Source organism: Novacetimonas sp. GS1 (assembly GCF_036686925.1).
In the GTDB taxonomy this organism is placed as follows: Bacteria; Pseudomonadota; Alphaproteobacteria; order Acetobacterales; family Acetobacteraceae; genus Novacetimonas; species Novacetimonas hansenii.
Map to the genome: position 1 here is coordinate 1,723,251 of NZ_VSZP01000001.1, position 17,381 is coordinate 1,740,631.

19 protein-coding genes are annotated in these 17,381 nt (G+C 56.6%); 11 read left to right on the plus strand and 8 right to left on the minus strand.

Annotated features, from left to right (window positions below; all coding sequences use genetic code 11):
• Nucleotides 1-62: 62 nt before the first annotated feature.
• The 3 genes from FYB92_RS07895 to FYB92_RS07905 form a co-directional block, all read right to left on the minus strand.
• Nucleotides 63-305, minus strand: a complete 243-nt coding sequence (locus FYB92_RS07895) for a hypothetical protein (protein ID WP_003620453.1) — start codon at nt 303-305, stop codon at nt 63-65.
• A 71-nt stretch (nt 306-376) separates the two neighbouring features.
• Entirely contained in the window at nt 377-799 is a 423-nt protein-coding gene (hisI, locus tag FYB92_RS07900; RefSeq protein WP_332828433.1) for a phosphoribosyl-AMP cyclohydrolase, read from the minus strand.
• Between the two features lie 63 nt (nt 800-862).
• Entirely contained in the window at nt 863-1,699 is an 837-nt protein-coding gene (locus tag FYB92_RS07905; protein WP_062809015.1) for a folate-binding protein YgfZ, read from the minus strand.
• 87 nt (nt 1,700-1,786) lie between these two features.
• Here FYB92_RS07905 and FYB92_RS07910 point away from each other — a divergent pair, with 87 nt between their 5' ends.
• From FYB92_RS07910 to der, 5 genes are all read left to right on the plus strand, one after another.
• Nucleotides 1,787-2,701 carry a glycosyltransferase family 9 protein gene (locus tag FYB92_RS07910; protein WP_332828990.1) on the plus strand — a complete coding sequence of 305 codons (915 nt, stop codon included), beginning with the start codon at nt 1,787-1,789 and terminating at the stop codon, nt 2,699-2,701.
• 110 nt (nt 2,702-2,811) lie between these two features.
• A complete protein-coding gene (locus FYB92_RS07915; RefSeq protein ID WP_332828434.1) occupies nt 2,812-3,207 on the plus strand; it encodes a hypothetical protein in 396 nt (131 codons plus the stop codon).
• Between the two features lie 233 nt (nt 3,208-3,440).
• Complete coding sequence (locus FYB92_RS07920) at nt 3,441-4,139, plus strand: tetratricopeptide repeat protein (protein WP_040510867.1); 699 nt, start codon at nt 3,441-3,443, stop codon at nt 4,137-4,139.
• A gap of 49 nt (nt 4,140-4,188) precedes the next feature.
• Nucleotides 4,189-5,559, plus strand: a complete 1,371-nt coding sequence (locus FYB92_RS07925; protein ID WP_003620439.1) for a PQQ-like beta-propeller repeat protein — start codon at nt 4,189-4,191, stop codon at nt 5,557-5,559.
• Nucleotides 5,560-5,572: 13 nt separating this feature from the next.
• The gene (gene der / locus FYB92_RS07930) at nt 5,573-6,985 is read left to right on the plus strand and encodes a ribosome biogenesis GTPase Der (RefSeq protein ID WP_003620437.1); all 1,413 of its coding nucleotides are present in this window, start codon (nt 5,573-5,575) and stop codon (nt 6,983-6,985) included.
• A 442-nt stretch (nt 6,986-7,427) separates the two neighbouring features.
• On the opposite strand, the gene FYB92_RS07935 is transcribed toward der, so the two are convergent.
• On the minus strand, nt 7,428-8,882 hold the full coding sequence (locus FYB92_RS07935; RefSeq protein ID WP_332828435.1) for a DUF6056 family protein: 1,455 nt from the start codon (nt 8,880-8,882) through the stop codon (nt 7,428-7,430).
• Between the two features lie 52 nt (nt 8,883-8,934).
• Here FYB92_RS07935 and FYB92_RS07940 point away from each other — a divergent pair, with 52 nt between their 5' ends.
• From FYB92_RS07940 to FYB92_RS07950, 3 genes are all read left to right on the plus strand, one after another.
• On the plus strand, nt 8,935-10,332 hold the full coding sequence (locus FYB92_RS07940; RefSeq protein ID WP_332828436.1) for a sugar porter family MFS transporter: 1,398 nt from the start codon (nt 8,935-8,937) through the stop codon (nt 10,330-10,332).
• A 134-nt stretch (nt 10,333-10,466) separates the two neighbouring features.
• The gene (locus FYB92_RS07945) at nt 10,467-10,640 is read left to right on the plus strand and encodes a CsbD family protein (RefSeq protein WP_003620428.1); all 174 of its coding nucleotides are present in this window, start codon (nt 10,467-10,469) and stop codon (nt 10,638-10,640) included.
• Nucleotides 10,641-10,940: 300 nt separating this feature from the next.
• Nucleotides 10,941-11,207 carry a hypothetical protein gene (locus FYB92_RS07950; RefSeq protein ID WP_003620426.1) on the plus strand — a complete coding sequence of 89 codons (267 nt, stop codon included), beginning with the start codon at nt 10,941-10,943 and terminating at the stop codon, nt 11,205-11,207.
• A 90-nt stretch (nt 11,208-11,297) separates the two neighbouring features.
• Here the strand turns inward: FYB92_RS07950 and FYB92_RS07955 are convergent, their stop codons facing one another.
• Complete coding sequence (locus tag FYB92_RS07955; protein ID WP_139312468.1) at nt 11,298-11,843, minus strand: hypothetical protein; 546 nt, start codon at nt 11,841-11,843, stop codon at nt 11,298-11,300.
• A 562-nt stretch (nt 11,844-12,405) separates the two neighbouring features.
• Here FYB92_RS07955 and FYB92_RS07960 point away from each other — a divergent pair.
• Nucleotides 12,406-13,491: a hypothetical protein gene (locus FYB92_RS07960; RefSeq protein ID WP_332828437.1), complete on the plus strand. Its 1,086-nt coding sequence runs from the start codon at nt 12,406-12,408 to the stop codon at nt 13,489-13,491.
• A 44-nt stretch (nt 13,492-13,535) separates the two neighbouring features.
• Here the strand turns inward: FYB92_RS07960 and FYB92_RS07965 are convergent, their stop codons facing one another.
• A complete protein-coding gene (locus tag FYB92_RS07965; protein WP_332828438.1) occupies nt 13,536-14,096 on the minus strand; it encodes a hypothetical protein in 561 nt (186 codons plus the stop codon).
• On the opposite strand from FYB92_RS07965, the gene FYB92_RS07970 reads away from it, so the two are divergent.
• Both FYB92_RS07970 and FYB92_RS07975 read left to right on the plus strand, forming a co-directional pair.
• A complete protein-coding gene (locus tag FYB92_RS07970) occupies nt 14,095-14,619 on the plus strand; it encodes a hypothetical protein (RefSeq protein WP_332828439.1) in 525 nt (174 codons plus the stop codon). The genes FYB92_RS07965 and FYB92_RS07970 overlap by 2 nt on opposite strands.
• 221 nt (nt 14,620-14,840) lie before the next feature.
• A complete protein-coding gene (locus FYB92_RS07975) occupies nt 14,841-15,398 on the plus strand; it encodes a hypothetical protein (protein ID WP_332828440.1) in 558 nt (185 codons plus the stop codon).
• Between the two features lie 173 nt (nt 15,399-15,571).
• On the opposite strand, the gene FYB92_RS07980 is transcribed toward FYB92_RS07975, so the two are convergent.
• Both FYB92_RS07980 and FYB92_RS07985 read right to left on the minus strand, forming a co-directional pair.
• Nucleotides 15,572-16,722 (minus strand): IS3 family transposase gene (locus tag FYB92_RS07980; protein ID WP_237915129.1). Its coding sequence is split into 2 segments (ribosomal slippage): nt 15,572-16,464 and nt 16,464-16,722, totalling 1,152 coding nucleotides; the frame shifts between segments, so codons are not numbered across the junction.
• Nucleotides 16,723-16,748: 26 nt separating this feature from the next.
• Complete coding sequence (locus tag FYB92_RS07985) at nt 16,749-17,372, minus strand: hypothetical protein (protein ID WP_332828441.1); 624 nt, start codon at nt 17,370-17,372, stop codon at nt 16,749-16,751.
• Nucleotides 17,373-17,381 lie beyond the last annotated feature (9 nt).

The window sequence follows — 17,381 nt, forward strand, 5'->3', positions numbered from 1 at the left end:
AGCTTCACCAAAAACCTTTATAATTTCAGTATGTTATGGGATCTGTCTTTTCAGACAGTCCCTTATTGCGCGTTATTGGGGGTCTTGGATGGTTGGGGGCTGTTTTCTGGCGGGACCGGTACGGCAGGCTGCGTTGTCCTGTCGCTGTCATCGGGCTGCGGGGGCAGTTCGACTTGTGCATTCACAAGCGCCCGCATCTGCGAGATGACCATATACCCACCAAGCGCGACAGTCAGGCAGATCGTCAGGATGATCCAGATCAGCTTGGCGCGGGGATCCTGTTCCGGGGGAAGGTCGGCGGGCATATGATCTCTTTCCAGCAGTAGTATGGGGATGTGGGGAACCCCCACGCGGTGATCGGACGGATGTATCAGGCTCAGTCGTGTTTGTGTTTATACAGCTTATCCGCCCCGATCAGGGGCTGTGAAATCTCCACCAGACCCTGTGGGCGCATGGCGTTGAAAAAACAGCTACGACGTCCCGTATGGCACGCCACGCCCTTCTGATCCACCAGCACAAGGACCGCGTCACGGTCGCAGTCGAGCCGTGCATCCACCAGGGTCTGCACCTGTCCCGATGTTTCCCCCTTGCGCCACAATGTCCCACGGCTGCGGGAAAAATAGCATACGCGGCCAGTGCGCAGTGTCTCCTCAAGGGCGTCGGCGTTCATCCATGCCAGCATCAGCACCTCCCCCGTATCATGCTGTTGCGCCACGGCGGTGATCAGTCCTGCATCGTTGAAGCGGACCTGTTCGATCATGCGGGTGCGTGTGGCGGTGTCGGGGGGAATATAGGCCATGGGATCAGTCAATCCGGGAAAGAGGGCACTTACCAAGCACATGCCTGCAACATGGGGGCCTGTCTACCCTTCGCCCCCTTTTTGCGGCAACCGGAACCAGTGTGGCACACGGATGCTCACGGGATGGCCCGCCGCCGTCAGGCCCGGTGTATGGATGTGGGAACTGCGGATCATCGCCATGCCGGCCTGATCGCGGGACGACCGGATTTCACCAACTTCGTGCCCGTCATGCATGATGGGGGTCGCAGGTTCCGGCAGATCATGCGCGCCCTCCACCGGCAGGAGGTGGCGTCGTACCAGACCGCGATAGCGCGTGCGCGCCGTCAGTTCCTGCCCCATATAGCATCCCTTGGTCCAGGAAATGCCGTTGAGCTGATCGAAATTGGCTTCGAGCAGAAGCGTTTTGCCGGATTCACAGTCGCGCACGCCATCAGGCAGGCCAAGGGAAAGGCGGTGACGGTCATAATCCAGCGCATCCGCCGTGACGTCCGGTGCGACATGACCAAGCAGCATGCGCCAGCCGATATCGGGCAGGCGTGGGTCCGCGCTGCCGGGGAAACGTTCATCGGCGGGGGCGGTCCCATCCCATTGCGCATGAACGGCGTAGCCGGTTTCACTGATGTCCACATCGGTGCGTAACCGATAGCGTGACAGACGTGTCCGCAGTGTCGCTGCCTGCGTTGCATCGCAATCCAGCAGCAGGCGTTCGCCATGCGGGTCGGCAAAGACGAAAAAATCCGCCAGCCATTTCCCCTGTGCCGAAAGGAAGGCAGTCCATGCGGCCCGGTCTGGTGTGACGGTCGTCATGTCATTGGAGACAAGTCCCTGCAGGAACGAAACCCGGTCCTTGCCAGAGACAGCCAGCACCGCACGGTCCGGCAGATACGCAAACTTAACCATGGTGCGTACTGTGGGGATACATGTGGTGTCAGGCAAGGGGATAACGGAGATTTGGCATCGCGCTCGAAGATGAATATGCACGCATGCATGCGCATCCTGTTCATTACCTCCACCCGGCTGGGTGATGCCGTGATTTCGACCGGGCTTTTGGATCACCTGCTCCGGCGGTATCCGCAGGCACGGTTCACCATTGTCTGCGGCCCTGTCGCGGCGGGCCTGTTCGCGCATATGCCGCGTCGTGACCGCACCATCATCATGGCCAAACGCCCCTATGACATGCATTGGGTGGATCTGTGGCGGCAGTGCGTGGGAACGCGGTGGGATATGTGTGTGGACCTGCGCGGATCGGTCATCCCGTACCTGTTGCGGGTTTCCATCCGGCGGGGCATGCGCGGCGGCCGGCGGCCGGGGCCGCGTGTCGGCCACATTGCCCAGGTGCTGCGCCTGTCACCGCCGCCCATGCCGGTGGTATGGACCAGTGCGGCCGAACGTGACGCAGCGCAGGCGCTGCTGCCGGACGGGCAGGGGCCATGGGTGGCCCTTGCCCCCACGGCGAACTGGGCCGGCAAGGTCTGGCCCGCCGCGCGATTCGTCGCGTTCTGGCATGATTTCGTCGCCCGTCATGGCCCGGCGCGACCCGTCATCCTGTATGGCCCCGGGGATACGGAACGCCAGATGGCGCATGGTGTCATTTCCGCCCTGGGTGACGCGTGCGATACCGGTGGGGGACTGAGCATTTCGCAGGTGGCGGCGGTGTTGCAACGATGCATGCTGTTCGTGGGAAACGATTCGGGCCTTATGCACCTATCCGCTGCGGCGGGCGTTCCGACATTGGGCCTGTTCGGGCCAAGCCGCGTGGATGAATACGCCCCGTGCGGGCGCAGTGTGGCCCATGTGGTCGCCCCCGGTCCCGCAGGGCGGGCGGACATGCGCGACCTTGGTGTATCCAGTGTTGTGGATGCGGCGCTGAGGCTACTGGCGGGAGTATCAAAAGCAGGCTAAAGGCGCGCCGGGCAGATGGGGGGAACGGGGGGAGTGTCTGCCCCGTTCTTGCCATGACGTGCCTTTACATCCCTGCAATCATATAATTTCCTTAAGGCCTGAGAACGATCATGAAGGACATGCTCGGCGGTATCGTGACCCTGTGTGGGATCGCTGCATTGGGATGCCTGTTGCCCCTTGCGGCGGCATGGGCGCAGCCTGCGGGGGGATGGACGCCCCGGGCCTGTGGGGCGGCCCCGGTCGCGCCAAAGGTCGATTCAGGCGACGTGGCGCGTTTCAACGCCAGCGTTGATCGTGTCAATGCCTATGAAAAGGCGGCGCGTGCCTACGCCACGTGTGTGGCCGGGGCATCGGGCAGGGAACAGGCCGCCATCAGCGCGGATGCCAGCGCGCGCATGCGTCGCGTCCACGATTCCGCAGCCCTGGTCCAGAAGCAGGTTTCCGAGCAGTTCGCGCGCCTGTCAGCGGAAATGAAGAAAGGGCACGACCGCCTCGCCACCAGATAGGCACTGCCACAGGCGCAGGCGCGCGCGACCTTTGTGCGGGCATGTGGCAGCCTGCGGCACACGGAATGCGTGCGTGGGCGCGATCGGGGTGGTTCATGGCGTTGCATGTCGGGTATATGCGGGTTTGCCGTCCCCGCGCATGACAGGTATGGTCTGCGCTTCATGACAGGTATCGTCCCGGCGGGACGGGTGCCGTGCATCGTGCATGGCAGCAAGCGGAGAGCGGGTTAAACGTGGCTGACGACATCTTCAGGGAAGTCGATGAAGAAATGCGCGCCGAGCGGCTGCGCGCATTGGCGCGGCGTTACATGATGCTGGCGGGCGTCATCGTCGTGGCCATCTGCATCGGTGGCGGCGCATGGCAGTATAATGCATGGCGGGTGCATCAGGCGGATCAGGCAAGTGCCGATGCCTATTTCGCGGCGCTCAAGAACGCCACGACAGCGCACAGCCCCGATGGGCAGCCGGCGCCGCTGAATGCGCAGCAGAAAACCGCGCTTGAACAGCTTGCGACGCTGGAAAAGACGGCGCGTCCGCCCCTGCGGGCACTGTCACGGATGGAGCGCGCAGCCCTGCTGGTCAATAGTGGGGACACCGCCCGGGCGCTTGCGTTGTGGGCGCAGGTGAACGCGGACCAGGGGGCCGATCCGACCATCAGTTCGCTTGCCGGTCTTTTGTGGGTGCAGCACCAGATTGATACGGCGGACCCTGCGATGCTGCGTTCGCGTCTGGCGCTGCTTGATGGTGCGCAGCAGCCCTGGCGTGGCCTCGCGCTGGAGTGCGAGGCGCTGCTGGACCTGCGGCAGGGCCATGATGACGAGGCCCGCCGCCGTCTGGAACGGCTGAGCATGGATATGAACGTGTCCGACGGGGTGCGCACACGTGCCGACGGACTGCTGCAGACGCTGGGGACCGGCCATGCCGGCGGATAAGGTGCCCCCCGCCATGGTACAGCCCACCCACCCGACAGGCATGAACGCAATGAAAAAGACCCTGACCCGCCGCCGCGCCCTGATCGGGGCCGCCATGCTGCCGTTGCTTGCGGAATGTAATGGCGGGACGCCGAAGAAAAAGCCGCTTCTGATCGGTCGGCGGACCGATGTGCTCAATACCGGCGCGGGCCTGACGGTCGATGCGGATGAGACGGCCACGGTGACGGTGCCTGCCGCCACTGCGGTCAATGCGTGGCCGCAACCGGGCCTGACACCGGGGCATGGTGGTATAAATGTCGCCTGGGCGGGCAACATGCAGCACCAGTGGAGCCATCGGATCGGTGCAGGGAATTCAGAACCGGAATTCCTGTCCTATGTTGCATTGGGCAAGTCGGGGCGCGGCATGATCCAGTCGCCGCCCGTGGTGCAGAACGGGCGGCTGTATGTGGCGGATGCGCAGGGCGTCATCCGCGCCTATACATGGCCTGGCATGCACAAGGTGTGGGAATATAACCCCAAGCCGAAGAAAATGCTGTCGAACAATATCGGTGGCGGCCTGACCATTGAGGGCGATACCCTGTATATCGTTGATGGTATCGGGCAGGCGCTGGCGGTGGATGCGCATACGGGCAAGCTGAAATGGCGCCTGCAGCTTGGCACGCCGGGACGTTCCGCGCCGACCTTTGCCAATGGATGCCTGTTCTTTGGCACGATTGACGAGAAGCTGTTTGCGGTGAACGCCTCCAACGGTGATATCCTGTGGACATATGTTGCGACCGCCGCCGATACCATCATCGCGGGACAGCCTGCGCCCGCCGTCATGGACGGGGTCGTGCTGGCCGGGTTCGGGTCTGGTGACCTTGTCGCGTTGCGTGCCGAAGGTGGTGAGGTCGTGTGGGCCGATACCCTGGGCAGTTCGAACGGACAGGGCGCGCTGATTGATTTTTCATGCGTGCATGGCATGCCGGTCATCAGCGATGGCACCGCCTATGCCATCAGTACCGGTTCAGTGCTGGTCGCGATCGACATGCGTTCGGGGCGGCGGTTGTGGGAACGTTCGATTTCGGGACAGAATACGCCCGTTGTCATCGGTGACTGGATATTCCTGCTGTCCATGGAGGAGGAGTTGGCCTGCCTTGACCGGGAATCGGGGCATGTGCGCTGGATCACGCAGTTGCGTCAGTACGAAAACAGCATCAAGCAGAAGGGGGGCGTCGTGTGGACCGGCCCGATCCTGGCGGGGGGAAAGCTGGTATGTATCTCCAGCCTGCCGCAGAATGGTGTTGTCATCATTGATCCGGCGATGGGGCATATCCTCTCGCTGCATACCCTGCCCGATATTGTTACCGTGACACCGATTGTTGTTGACGGGCTTATGCTCCTGCTTAACAACAGCGGCGGCCTGATGGCCTATAGTTGAGAAAGTTCCTGTCGTGACCTCTTCATTCCCCCCTGATCCGGGGCACGACCTGCCCGTCGTGGTTATCGCCGGTCGCCCCAATGTCGGCAAATCTACAATATTCAACCGTCTGGTTGGTCGTCGGCAGGCGCTGGTTGCCGATACGCCGGGTGTCACGCGCGACCGTAAGGAAAGCGAAACCACCGTGCGTGGCAGGCGTATCCGCCTGATTGATACGGCAGGGTTGGAGGAAGCCGCCCCCGATACGCTGTTCGGTCGTATGCGCGCTTCATCCGAATCCGCCGTGGCGATGGCCGATCTGGTGCTGTTCTGCGTGGATGCGCGTGCGGGCATTACGCCTGCGGATGAACATTTCGCCGCATGGTTGCGTCGGCAGGGGCGTCCGGTCCTTGTCCTTGCGAACAAGGCGGAGGGGCGTCAGGGTGCCGCCGCCGCGATGGAGGCGTTCTCGCTCGGGCTTGGTGCGCCGCTTGGCATTTCGGCGGAACATGGCGAGGGTCTGGCAGATCTGATGGGGGAGATTGCCGATCGCATTCCTGCCGGCCCCTTACACCCCCGCCGTGCGCCCCGGCGTGTGGAAAGCGAAGACGAAGACGGGGATGTCCGGCCGCCCGGGCCGCTGCGCCTTGCCATCGTGGGGCGCCCGAATGCGGGCAAGTCCACGCTGCTTAACCGCCTGCTGGGTGAAGAGCGGATGATTACCGGGCCGGAACCGGGGCTGACGCGGGATTCGGTATCTGTCATGCTGCATGACGACGAAGGGCCGATACAGCTTGTCGATACTGCGGGGCTGCGGCGTAAGGCGCGTATTGACGAGACGCTGGAAAAAATGTCCGTCTCCGCCTCCATCGAGGCGCTGAAGATGGCTGAAGTCGTCATCCTTGCGCTGGATGCGACATTGGGCGTCCATGAACAGGACCTTCAGATTGCCCGCCTGATCGAGCGTGAGGGACGATGCTGTGTCCTTGCGTTGAATAAATGGGACGCGGTAGAGGATCGCAACGTCACCCGACAGGCGATCCGCGATCGCATTGAAATGTCCCTCAGCCAGATGCGGGGCATTCCGGTCGTTGCATTTTCCGCCCTGACCGGGGCAGGGGTCAACAAGCTGCTGCCGACGGTGCGGCGTGCGTATGAGGTATGGAACCGGCGCGTGCCAACGGGTGAATTGAACCGCTGGTTCGAAATGATGGTATCGCGCCATCCGCCGCCGCTGGTACAGGGCCGGCGGCTGAAGCTGCGCTATATCACGCAGGCAAAGTCCCGGCCGCCGACATTCATCCTGTTCGGCACCCGGACCGAACAGATGCCCGAGGATTATCAGCGTTATCTGGTCAATGGCCTGCGTGAAGCATTTGACCTGCCGGGCACGCCCATTCGCCTGCTGCTGCGCGGTTCCCAGAATCCTTACGCCCCGACGAAGTGACCTGTATGGTGCATGGCCTGCTTTGAAAACATCAAATAACATGATCTTTTCAGGTAATTACAAGATGTTTTAAAAAGCAGGTTCAGGATTTTCTGACGGTATGGAAGTTTTTTTAAAACTTTGAAGGGATGTTATCGTTTTTGGGAATGGTCACGCTCAGGAACTGTTATTTTTCTGGGATGCGCTGTAAAAGTAGCGTCTCGATCAGGAATAATAAAAGTCCCTGAGCCTTAAATTGCGATGTTTTTTGACGGCTGTTTGAAAAATCAGGCTCAATAACATCGTCAAATCATAAAGGTCTTTGGTGAAGCTTTTTCTAAAAAGCTTCAGAAGACGCCGCCTTTTTCGATCAAAAGGTGGCACCCAAAAACTTTTATAAGTCCATGTGGCTACAGGGCCTGAATTTTAAAACAATCTCTCGGAATTGGTGGACCATCAGCATTCATTCCCCCTGTGAATGGACGCTTTTGATGCCAAGAGCACGTGCGAAGCAGACATTCATCATGTTGTGCGGGTCCGGGGAAATACCTACGAACAGAATGTCCTTGTGTACATACAGAATTTTATGATGTGGTCCCATGGTGACGCGGGGAAGGGTGACATCTTCAAACCCGGCCCCTGCGATACGCGCCTGCTGGTTCCATATGGCACTGATATGGGCAAGTTTCAAAAGATCCGGCACACAAATACATATATGCCAGATGACAAGGCCGGAAATTCCGATCCCCACCATCCGGTTGCGCAGGGCGGGATGATTGGCGCGGTTGATAAACAATGTTCCCAATACACACACCAGATAGATGCTGGCAGGAAAAGATACCCGCGCGGCAAGGGATGAGCGCGGGAACAGCAGCAGGATCATCATGTAGGTGACGGCACATGCCGTAAATATCGCAATATTTTTCCACATGCGATGTCGTTGTGTCATATCGGCTGTCACGGACACGTGGCAAATGAGCAGGATGATGACAAATGGAAGCCAGTACAGGTCAAACAGGCTGCCAAGATTTCCAAATACGCCATCCAGACGGGTCAGAAGCGTATCATGTTCCATCGTGCGTGCCCGGACATAATTGCCTGGGGCAAGCCATAGAAAAAGGGTGCCAAGCACATGCGCACCAATAAAGGGTAGGGCGACAGGATCCTTATGACGATAACTGCTGATTGCAGAGCCGATCAGCACCATGCTTATCATAAGGGAGAGGGGTTCAAGAAATGTCGCGATGAAAAAGGCAAAACCGCAGGACAGAACCCCAAAAGGCAAGCGTCGTTCAAGGACCTGCCGTAAAATCCATAATTCCCCCGTCATAGGCCACAGATAGCCAATCGCCCCAGTTTTCCACAGGGCAACTTCAGAAATATCGCGTGGTATCCACCAGACAGCTAGAAATACAAATATGATGTCCCAAAATCCATTTGATGTATTCTGGTCCGATATTGATATATTTCTGCATATCATGCAGACATTATGGACAAGCAGGCAGAAAATTACGGTATTCAGAATATCAAAAATGAAAATGGACCCATAGGCGTGAAGTTCCAGAACGAGGAAGGTTATCAGTGTCGTAAAATACCTGCCTGTCCAATAAAAATAATTCCCATAAACGATATGGAATGTATTTTTCAGGTCAAATGGAATGGTTCTGCAATAATCATCGGCCCATAGCGGGGTTACAACATTGGCCCACAAGACAAATATAAAGACCGCACCGAGGGCAAAGACTCTTGTCCTGTTCCCGGCCATGAAGCGCATGATTCCCGTATTTGTCATGAAACCCTTCCTGTGTGGGTCCATGCCTGCCATGGACCATGCGCTGGCGTTATGTGGCAGCATAAAATTCGAACGGAAAAACACATGTTCTGGTGTTGCATCATGGATGGATGCCGTATCGGTCATTATGACGTCAACACAGATGTAAAAACCATCCCGGCCGGGAGGAAAACAGAACGTGAGCCCCACTGTTGTAATACCAGCACCTTCTTCCCGTCCCGGACAGAAAGCTTTCCGTGCAGGCCTTATCACGGCCTGTGCCGGGCTTCTTGTCGGACTCGATACCGGCCTGATCGCTGAGGCACTGGGATTTATCGGCACGGACTTCCATGCCTCCACACGTGATCAGGAATGGATCGTGTCGGTCCTTATGCTGGGGGCATCGGTGGGGTCGCTGGGGGCGGGAACGTTTTCCGCCCGCTTTGGCCGCAGGCTGGTGTTGACCGCCGCCATGGTGCTGATGTTCCTTGGCGCGGGTCTGTGTGCCAATGCCATGGGAATTGCGCAAATCCTGGTGGGACGCCTGCTGATCGGTATCGCCATTGGCGTGTGTACCTTTACGGCCCCGCTTTATATTTCCGAAACCATGTCGGGCCACCAGCGTGGCAGCATGGTTTCGACGTTTTCCATGCTGCAATCCGCCGGTATCCTTGCAGGATATCTCCTGGGTGGGCTGCTGTCATCCGGGGGGCACTGGCGCTGGATGGTCAGTATGCCCATGTTGCCGACAGCGTTGCTGTTTGCCGGCTGTTTCTTCCTGCCCGCCAGTCCGTCATGGCTGATTGCACGTGGGGAGGATACAAAAGCACGGACAGTGCTGCGCGCCCTGCGTGATACCCCGGCGGAGGCAGATGAGGAGTTCACCTGCATCAAGAATGAAGCTGCAAAGGGCCGTATAAGCGGGCTGAAGCTGTTACGTCAGCAACCGGGTTTCCGGCGCTCTGTCATGCTGGGCATCTGCCTTCAGGTCATGCAGCAGCTTACGGGGATCAATGTCGTCATGTATTATACCCCGAAAATCCTGCAAAATGCACATTTCGGCACATCAGGCGCGGCATGGGCCACGGTCCTGATCGGTGTCATCAATACCATTGTGGGTATTGCTGCAATTTTCATGGTCAACAGATGGGGCAGGCGGTCCCTGCTCTGCACCAGTGCTGCGATTATGGCCTGTTCTCTGGCTGTTGCTGCGGGCATTACTGGCCTTCATCTGTCGGGCGGTATTGCGACATTATGCCTTCTGGGGGCGTTGTTGAGCTTTGTCGGCGGGTTCGGTCTGGGGGCAGGGCCATTGGTCTGGACCCTGTGTTCCGAAATCCAGCCGCTGGAAGGCAGGGACTTTGGCGTGGGCTGCTCCACGCTGGCTAACTGGTGGGCGGATTGGATTGTCAGCAATACTTTCCTGAGCATTGTGTCCGTCATCGGTTTTGGTCAGACATTCGCCGGGTTTGCCCTGATGAATGTTATATTCATTGTGTTTACGCTGACATTCGTGCCCGAAACCAAGGATGTTCCATTGGAAACCATTGAAGCCAACCTTTTGTCTGGAAAAAAATTACGTAATATCGGGGAATAAGTTTCGATTATTTCGTCCTTGCGGGCGGCATCATTTATTACTTGCATGCCTGATATGCGTTATGTTTCTGTGCCACCTGCGCCTGCATCCGCAGGCGGTCAGACATATTGTCATGCCCGGATAAGGATAACTATATGACGAATTTGAAGAATATTATTTTTAGCACGGCAAATATCCTTGCCGGCCAGCTCAAGCAGGAAATTGGCTACGTTACCGGCAGCCGGAAAATCGCCCGGAGTGGCATCGCCCAAGAGATGAAAGGCCATGCCCAGAAAGTCGCATCAAGCCGATTGCGTGGTGATTACTGAACCTGCGTCAGCGTAAATACCCCCACGCCTGTCATGAAATAAATATTGCCCGACAGAATGACATTAATGTGCTCCCCATAAGGAACACTGTATGTTAACCTGTATTAACGTTTTTTTTGATATATAAAAGATACTGTATTAAATGCCACCCAATAAACACTCACGCGCAAGAACTTTGCCTGATGTCAAAGCGGGATGTGCTGATTACAGTTACGGTGGGTAACGGAAATTATGGACCATTGGCTAAAGGTTCATATCTCAGGGGCAATAAATATCATGACAGAAAGAAAAACCGCTCCCATGTCTGCCAGACAGATCCTGGTGTATGAGGCCCATATTTCGGGCCTTGAACACGCCCTTGCCGCAGCGGTGGAAATGCTGACCCCCATGCAGCAGGCGGCATTGCTGGGCATGGTGCAGAAGGCCGCCGCCGAGGATGGGCAGTGCGACACGTTGGGCACCTGTCCTGCGGATGAACCGTGCGTGCAGCCATTTACCAATGGGCACCTGATGGCGGCAACCTGTATCCAGCATGCAGCTTATCCCGCACGTGGGCCTTCCGCCTGAAGTAAGCAGACCTGAAATAACCAGCGATGCGTCGATGGGGCACAGCCTGCTGCATGCCCCATTATTGCTTGCGCTACGACCGGTTGCGGATCAATTGCTGCTCTTGTTGATGGCCGCGGCGGGGCAGTCGGCACCCTGTTTTGCATAATTACTGATGGTGGTGACGACCTGCGGCACCGCCTCTGATGATCGGACCTGTAACAATGTGCCGGTGAATGACCATGCCGCTATGATCTCATAGCTTTTGGTCGTTCCCGGCAAAACGGCGTTGGAAATCAAAAACCGGTCTTCTTGCAGGTCATGCCACATGAACGGTTTCGTGCGGAGATTATTGCACGCCAGCGCACGGCGGATATTTTCCGCCGCTTTATACGGTTCCACCGGGACAAAGGCTGCATTCGGCCCCAGCCCATATGCCAGGTAAGGCCCCCGGTTAAAGGGTTTGTGCGATGAACAGCCAGCAAGAGCCACCATGATCCCGACCGCCGCCGCCCATTTGCGATAAGGTGTGGAGAGGGTGATTCGTAACCGGTTTTTCATTGACGAGCCCATACGAAAATAAAGCGAGGAACGATACAGGAGGCATAGCCGCCTCTTCGCAAAATAACCAGAGTGCGTACCGATAATCAGGGCCAAAACACCCGAAAGCGCAATGCGGGGGGCCTTGGGGGGCAGGATCTGGCATGTATGGCTTTTGCCTGTCCTGTCCATGGTGGTCAGTTTATGCGCTGGGCATATTCATCAACACGGCCTGATCCTGCCTCTGACGGTCGTGGGGCAAGTGCAATAATATGCGACGGCAAGGGGCGGGCGTCCTTGTCTGAAAATAATAATCAGTTTTATTTATAAATTAAAATTCCATAGTCTAAATTATATTCTTGAAAATATGGAAACCAAAGGGATGTAGGCAACGTTTACGGGCGCAATCTTTAATAAAAGGTGTGCCAGATGGTTAATAATTCCAAGAAAAGTGGCGAACCGCCTCCTTTGGCAGATAAAAGCCTCAAGCCCCCATTTGCGACACCACAGGAACGCAAACATGCCATGTTGACCACATTGATGGTCATTCTTTTCCTGTCCGGGATCGTAGTGGGATGCCTGTTTTCCCCGCACATACCACTTCCAAAGCTATAGGGTCAGGACACGTAAATACTCATTCTGCCGTTTCTGCTTGAAATATATAAAAAAGAGAACGGACATGGCTACGGACAATGATTTCTGCTTTTATACCATCAGCAATGCGCCTTATTTTCCAGGCCTTGTTGCCCTGATAAATTCCCTGATCCTTGCGGGTCATACGCAGCCCATCCGGGTGGGGGATTGTGGCCTGACCCCTGCACAGCGGGATGTGCTCAGGACTTGCAGGCAGGTGGAACTCTTTCCCCTGGACCCGGGAAAAATCAAGAACCCCGGGCAGTACAAGGCTTTCGCGCATATTGCCAATGCATCCGGCATTGCCGTGATCATAGATTCCGACATGATTGTCACCGGTTCCCTCAACCCGCTTGTCGCGCAGGCCCGTAGGGGAGGGATCTGCGCCTTTGCCAACCCAATTGACGACCGGTGGTATGCACAGTGGCAGGATATCTTTGCGTTACAGCATCCACCACGCCGCCAGACATATATCTGTTCCGGTTTCGTCGCTTTTTCAACGGATGTCTGGCCCAACCTGCTGGAACGCTGGTGGCGGGCATGCGAGGCAATTCATTCCCATCCGACCTATCAGGAAGGAAGCGAATGGGATTCGCCCACCGCCCAGTCTGACCAGGATGCCCTTAATGCGATCTTGATGAGCGAGTATGAGGTGGACGCCATCTCACTCGCCCCTGTTGAAAAGCAGGTTTATCGCTGGGATTTCCGTTTCCTTGAAACGCGCGATCGCCATACCCTTGACTGCCGTTTTCAGGGGCAGGCCCCGCTTATCCTTCATGCGGCATTGACGTCCAAACCATGGGAGGAGAGGGGGGCAAGCAATGATACGTACTTTGTTTTCATGCGACGCCTGTTGCTTGGTCCCGATGTCGCCATCAAGGTTCCCCCCCGGATGCTTGCGTCTGTCATCGCCCCCGGGATCTGGCCATGGGTGCGTCGTCAGTCCTGTTTCCTCAAGAACATGGGCATTATGGAATTCTGCCTCTCCTACCTTCCGCCAGCGACCTGCATCAGAAGCAGATATGTGAAGGACCGGTTGAGGGAAATCTATCTGCGCGTGCGCGGAAAATATGCACACCCGCCATCCGCGACGCGACTACTTCCCGAAATACAGGCCAGCGATCAGGTCTGAAGCCTATGAAGAGGGCAGGGGCCATACCTGCCCATCCGCCGGATCTAGAGGAGGCCCTCTTCTTCCTCATCTTCGGCGCTCATGATCTGTATCAGTTCCTGCGCCTGTCCATCATGCTCCTTGATCAGGCTGACATTCGCCGGGTTCAGGGGGGGCAGGTTTCCGTGTGCCTGCCCATGTTTCTGGAGAAGCGCCTCCGTCATGCCGAAACAGGTAATTCCCATGACGAAATCACGTGCGGTCATGCCACTGCGTTGAAGCAGGGGTTGCAATGGCTGCATTGCCTCGGTCCGCCGGATGGACATCGCAAGGGTCGTGTTCGGGGTTGCCTTGGGTGGGGACAGGTGCGCCTGCTCGATCTGCTGCATGAGGGGCAGCATGCGTGCGAAGAAATCTTTTGGCAGGGGATATTGTGCGACGGCCTGCATATCGTGCTGCACCGCGGCGTGAACCGCGCGCTCCAGCTCGGCCTTCTGTTCGGGGGTGGGGCCATGGTGCGTCGCGTCCTGCGCCGCCGCCGGGGGCAGGGTGGCTGCCTGCAATGTCACCAGCATGGCGCATGCAGTTATCGCCAGAAACGTCTTGTACAAAGAGAAAGAGGACATGGCAGAGGGCTCCTTTGCCCCATCTCATCAAAAAGGGTGGCACGTGATGGCGGCTGATGACATTCGTACTGATTTTGCCGTCTCTGTGTATGCAGTCAATAAGGCTGACAATCTGGCGAACCCTGGCCGTGCTGGTTTGCGCTCTTTCCGTCCTGCCGTGTCGGTGATCAGGACATGGGAACCGAACTTTGATGCCTATGATGCGTTGGGGGTGTGCAGCAATGCAATATCGCAGATACCTCGTGAATGTTCCAACGCCCCAACACCGCATATGCATAGGGAGGTGGATATGATGACGAAGTCTGATCTGGGAGTGCCCAATCCCGAACTTGAACTGCTGGCGATGAATATCTGGAACCAGCAGCATCCCGACCGCCCGTGGGAGCGGCGCGGTAGATTCAGGAACCATCGAAAGATGTCTCATGCCTTGCAGGGAATTCCTGCCTACCCGGAGGAGCAGGCCCGGTTTCGCTTTCTTGCATCGCATGCGATGGCAATAGCAAACCGAACTGCCCCATCCTGAATGGTCATCCTGTTCTTGTCAGGATTTATATAAAAGCAAGTATTTCAAGAAATTTCGGAATAGATAATTTCAATATATGTAATTGTCGATTGTCAGAAGTAAGCAGGCAGACGGGGCATAGACCGGTGACGTGATGGCAGGCATGCAATGTCGTACAGGCAGTCTGCATTATAAACTGCTAGATTATATCACCATAAAGTAACACTTGGATTATTTGTCCCATGATTCGAATTAAACGATATTTTGGTCTGCTGGCTGCTTCTTTCCTTGGGACATGCATTCTATCCGGGACAGTTCTTGTTCCGGACGCCTATGCTGACCCAGATGTAATGCCACGGGAATTTGGAAACTGCATGGTTGGTCCTTCTCCACATACATTTGAGGAAGTTATTGTTTTTTGCGGAGAAAGTAAAACAGAGCCAAGTTTCAACATAGGAACTGCGATTGACGAGGGAAGCCCGGAAAAAAAAAGGGTTCCAGTTTTATATTATTATGATCCCCATAACAAAGATATAAATAAAAACGTCACGTTCGATTTTGGCTCCTATCATCACATTAACGGTTGGGTTACGACCCCACCAGGAGCGTGGGCCGTGGATGATGCTCATTTTTCCCGCTGGACGCCAGCACTTCAAGCACTGATGAGTGCTGAAACCTTCAGTGCCACAAGCGATTCAGGTACGAGTACGGTAGACTTAACCGGCTTTAGCCAAGCCTTCCAATATTTCGCAAGCGAATATAAAAGAATTCATCATCAGCCTTTTCCCGCATGGCATTGAGGCGGTCGACTTTATGATCACCTGCGTTTCCCGATCGAATATCGGGAAACGCGGATATGAATTATTTGGCCATTTTGGCCTTTTCTTCATCAACCCTATCCAGCAACGCCTTGGCTTCATTCGGGGTTATGATATCCGTGAAGGCGGTGACGTGCCCCCTTTTTTGTATCCACTTAAAAGGAGAGTTCCCGTTTTTTATGGCTTGGGGTTGATGGAATGACAAGGGTCTCGGGGGCATGCCCCCGAGACCCTTGTCTGGCGATCTGATCCGGTGTCCTGCCATCCAGCTGGGAATGGGGACGCACCGTATTGTAGTCTTCCCGCCAGTCAGCCAGAACCTGTCGGGCATGGCTGAGAGACGTGAACAGCGTCTCGTTGAGGCATTCATCCCTCAACCGGCCGTTGAAACTTTCGACAAAGCCGTTCTGTTGCGGTTTCCCGGGGGCGATATAGTGCCATTCAACCTTCATCTCATCCGCCCATTTCAGGATGGCATGGGATGTGAACTCCGTACCGTTGTCGCTGACAATCATGAGGGGTTTGCCATATCGTTCCACCAGGGCCGTCAGTTCCCGCGCCACACGTCCACCTGATAATGACGTGTCGGCAACCAATGCCAGGTTCTTGCGACTGAAATCGTCGATAACAGCCAGAATGCGGAACCGGCGGCCACAGATCAGGGCATCCGAGACAAAATCCAGGCTCCAGCGCTGCCCGGGTTCCTGAGGGATGGTCATGGGAGAACGCGTCCCCAGTGCCCTCTTGCGGCCGCCCCGATGGCGGACTTTCAGCCCTTCCTCCTGGTAAAGACGGAACAGCTTCTTGTGATTGGGGCTGAACCCTTCGCGTGCCAGAAGATAACCCAGGCGGCGATAGCCAAAGCGGCGTCTCTGGCTCGCCAGATCCCGCAGGCGCTGGCGCAGGGTGGCATCATCTGCCCGGGTGGAAACATACCGCGCAACACGCCTGGCAAGACCAACAAGGGCACAGGCGCGACGCTCACTCACCTCCAGAGCCTTTTGAAGGTGTAGGACCGCCTGCCGCTTTGCGACAGGCGTCACCACTTTTTTCCAACAATTTCCTTCAACGCCGCATTATCCAGCATCGCATCCGCCAGGAGACGCTTCAGACGACCGTTTTCATCTTCCAAGGCCTTCAGTCGTTTGGCCTCAGATACCTCAAGGCCACCATAGCGGGTCTTCCATTTGTAAAACGTCGCATCACTGATCCCGTGTTTGCGGCAAAGATCAGAGACCTTGAGCCCAGCCTCCTGTTCCTTCAGCACCCCTATGATCTGCTCTTCCGTAAAACGACTGCGTTTCATTCGTCCGTATCCTTCTCGATCGGACTCTACTTTAAAATGGTTACATTTTCGGGGGGCACGTCAGCGGTTCCATCCGTCGCGACGAACTGAAATTCCCACGGATGGTCCAGGCTGGCGATATATTCAACCGTGCTACGCAGGATGGGTGACAGCAGTTCGACGCTATGCGCGCAATCCATCTCGATCGTCTCGCGGGGCAGGAACCCGTCGACAATCCCGCCATGTGGCATGATTGTTTCCGAGCACTCGCCATTCTTGTTCGTCTGGTTGACGTTGATGAACGCAGGGCCGGGACTGTCCATATATTTCATGTGGGCATAATCCCGGAATTCACTGCCGGTATACGCTTTCTTGCCCCATGCTCCGGCCCCCACGTAAAACAGCGCGTCGCCAGACTTCCCAAGTGGACTGGGCTTCGTCAGGATGGCGGCATCCAGCCATGCCCGCGCCTCATCCACCGATCCCTTTGGCGGCAATCGGTTCTGTCCGATCATGATGGCCGGATCCCACGGCTGGTTCACGACCATTGTCTTTTCCTGAATTTCCGCCTCGGACATTTTCATAAGCCGCTCCGCACGATTTGCGAAAGCGGATGTGGAGACGCCTGCCAGCAGGATGGTCGTGGCAAGGGCAAGACGAAACGGTTTCATGGGGAATAC

Bases quoted from the DNA above. Each gene is read 5' to 3' on its own strand.
- FYB92_RS07985 (WP_332828441.1), bottom strand. From the start codon at position 17,372: ATGAAACCGTTTCGTCTTGCCCTTGCCACGACCATCCTGCTGGCAGGC.
- hisI (WP_332828433.1), bottom strand. From the start codon at position 799: ATGGCCTATATTCCCCCCGACACCGCCACACGCACCCGCATGATCGAA.
- FYB92_RS07975 (WP_332828440.1), top strand. From the start codon at position 14,841: ATGATTCGAATTAAACGATATTTTGGTCTGCTGGCTGCTTCTTTCCTT.
- FYB92_RS07960 (WP_332828437.1), top strand. From the start codon at position 12,406: ATGGCTACGGACAATGATTTCTGCTTTTATACCATCAGCAATGCGCCT.
- FYB92_RS07935 (WP_332828435.1), bottom strand. From the start codon at position 8,882: ATGACCGATACGGCATCCATCCATGATGCAACACCAGAACATGTGTTT.
- FYB92_RS07965 (WP_332828438.1), bottom strand. From the start codon at position 14,096: ATGTCCTCTTTCTCTTTGTACAAGACGTTTCTGGCGATAACTGCATGC.
- FYB92_RS07915 (WP_332828434.1), top strand. From the start codon at position 2,812: ATGAAGGACATGCTCGGCGGTATCGTGACCCTGTGTGGGATCGCTGCA.
- FYB92_RS07945 (WP_003620428.1), top strand. From the start codon at position 10,467: ATGACGAATTTGAAGAATATTATTTTTAGCACGGCAAATATCCTTGCC.
- FYB92_RS07970 (WP_332828439.1), top strand. From the start codon at position 14,095: ATGGCAGAGGGCTCCTTTGCCCCATCTCATCAAAAAGGGTGGCACGTG.
- FYB92_RS07950 (WP_003620426.1), top strand. From the start codon at position 10,941: ATGTCTGCCAGACAGATCCTGGTGTATGAGGCCCATATTTCGGGCCTT.
- FYB92_RS07910 (WP_332828990.1), top strand. From the start codon at position 1,787: ATGCGCATCCTGTTCATTACCTCCACCCGGCTGGGTGATGCCGTGATT.
- FYB92_RS07925 (WP_003620439.1), top strand. From the start codon at position 4,189: ATGAAAAAGACCCTGACCCGCCGCCGCGCCCTGATCGGGGCCGCCATG.
- FYB92_RS07895 (WP_003620453.1), bottom strand. From the start codon at position 305: ATGCCCGCCGACCTTCCCCCGGAACAGGATCCCCGCGCCAAGCTGATC.
- FYB92_RS07905 (WP_062809015.1), bottom strand. From the start codon at position 1,699: ATGGTTAAGTTTGCGTATCTGCCGGACCGTGCGGTGCTGGCTGTCTCT.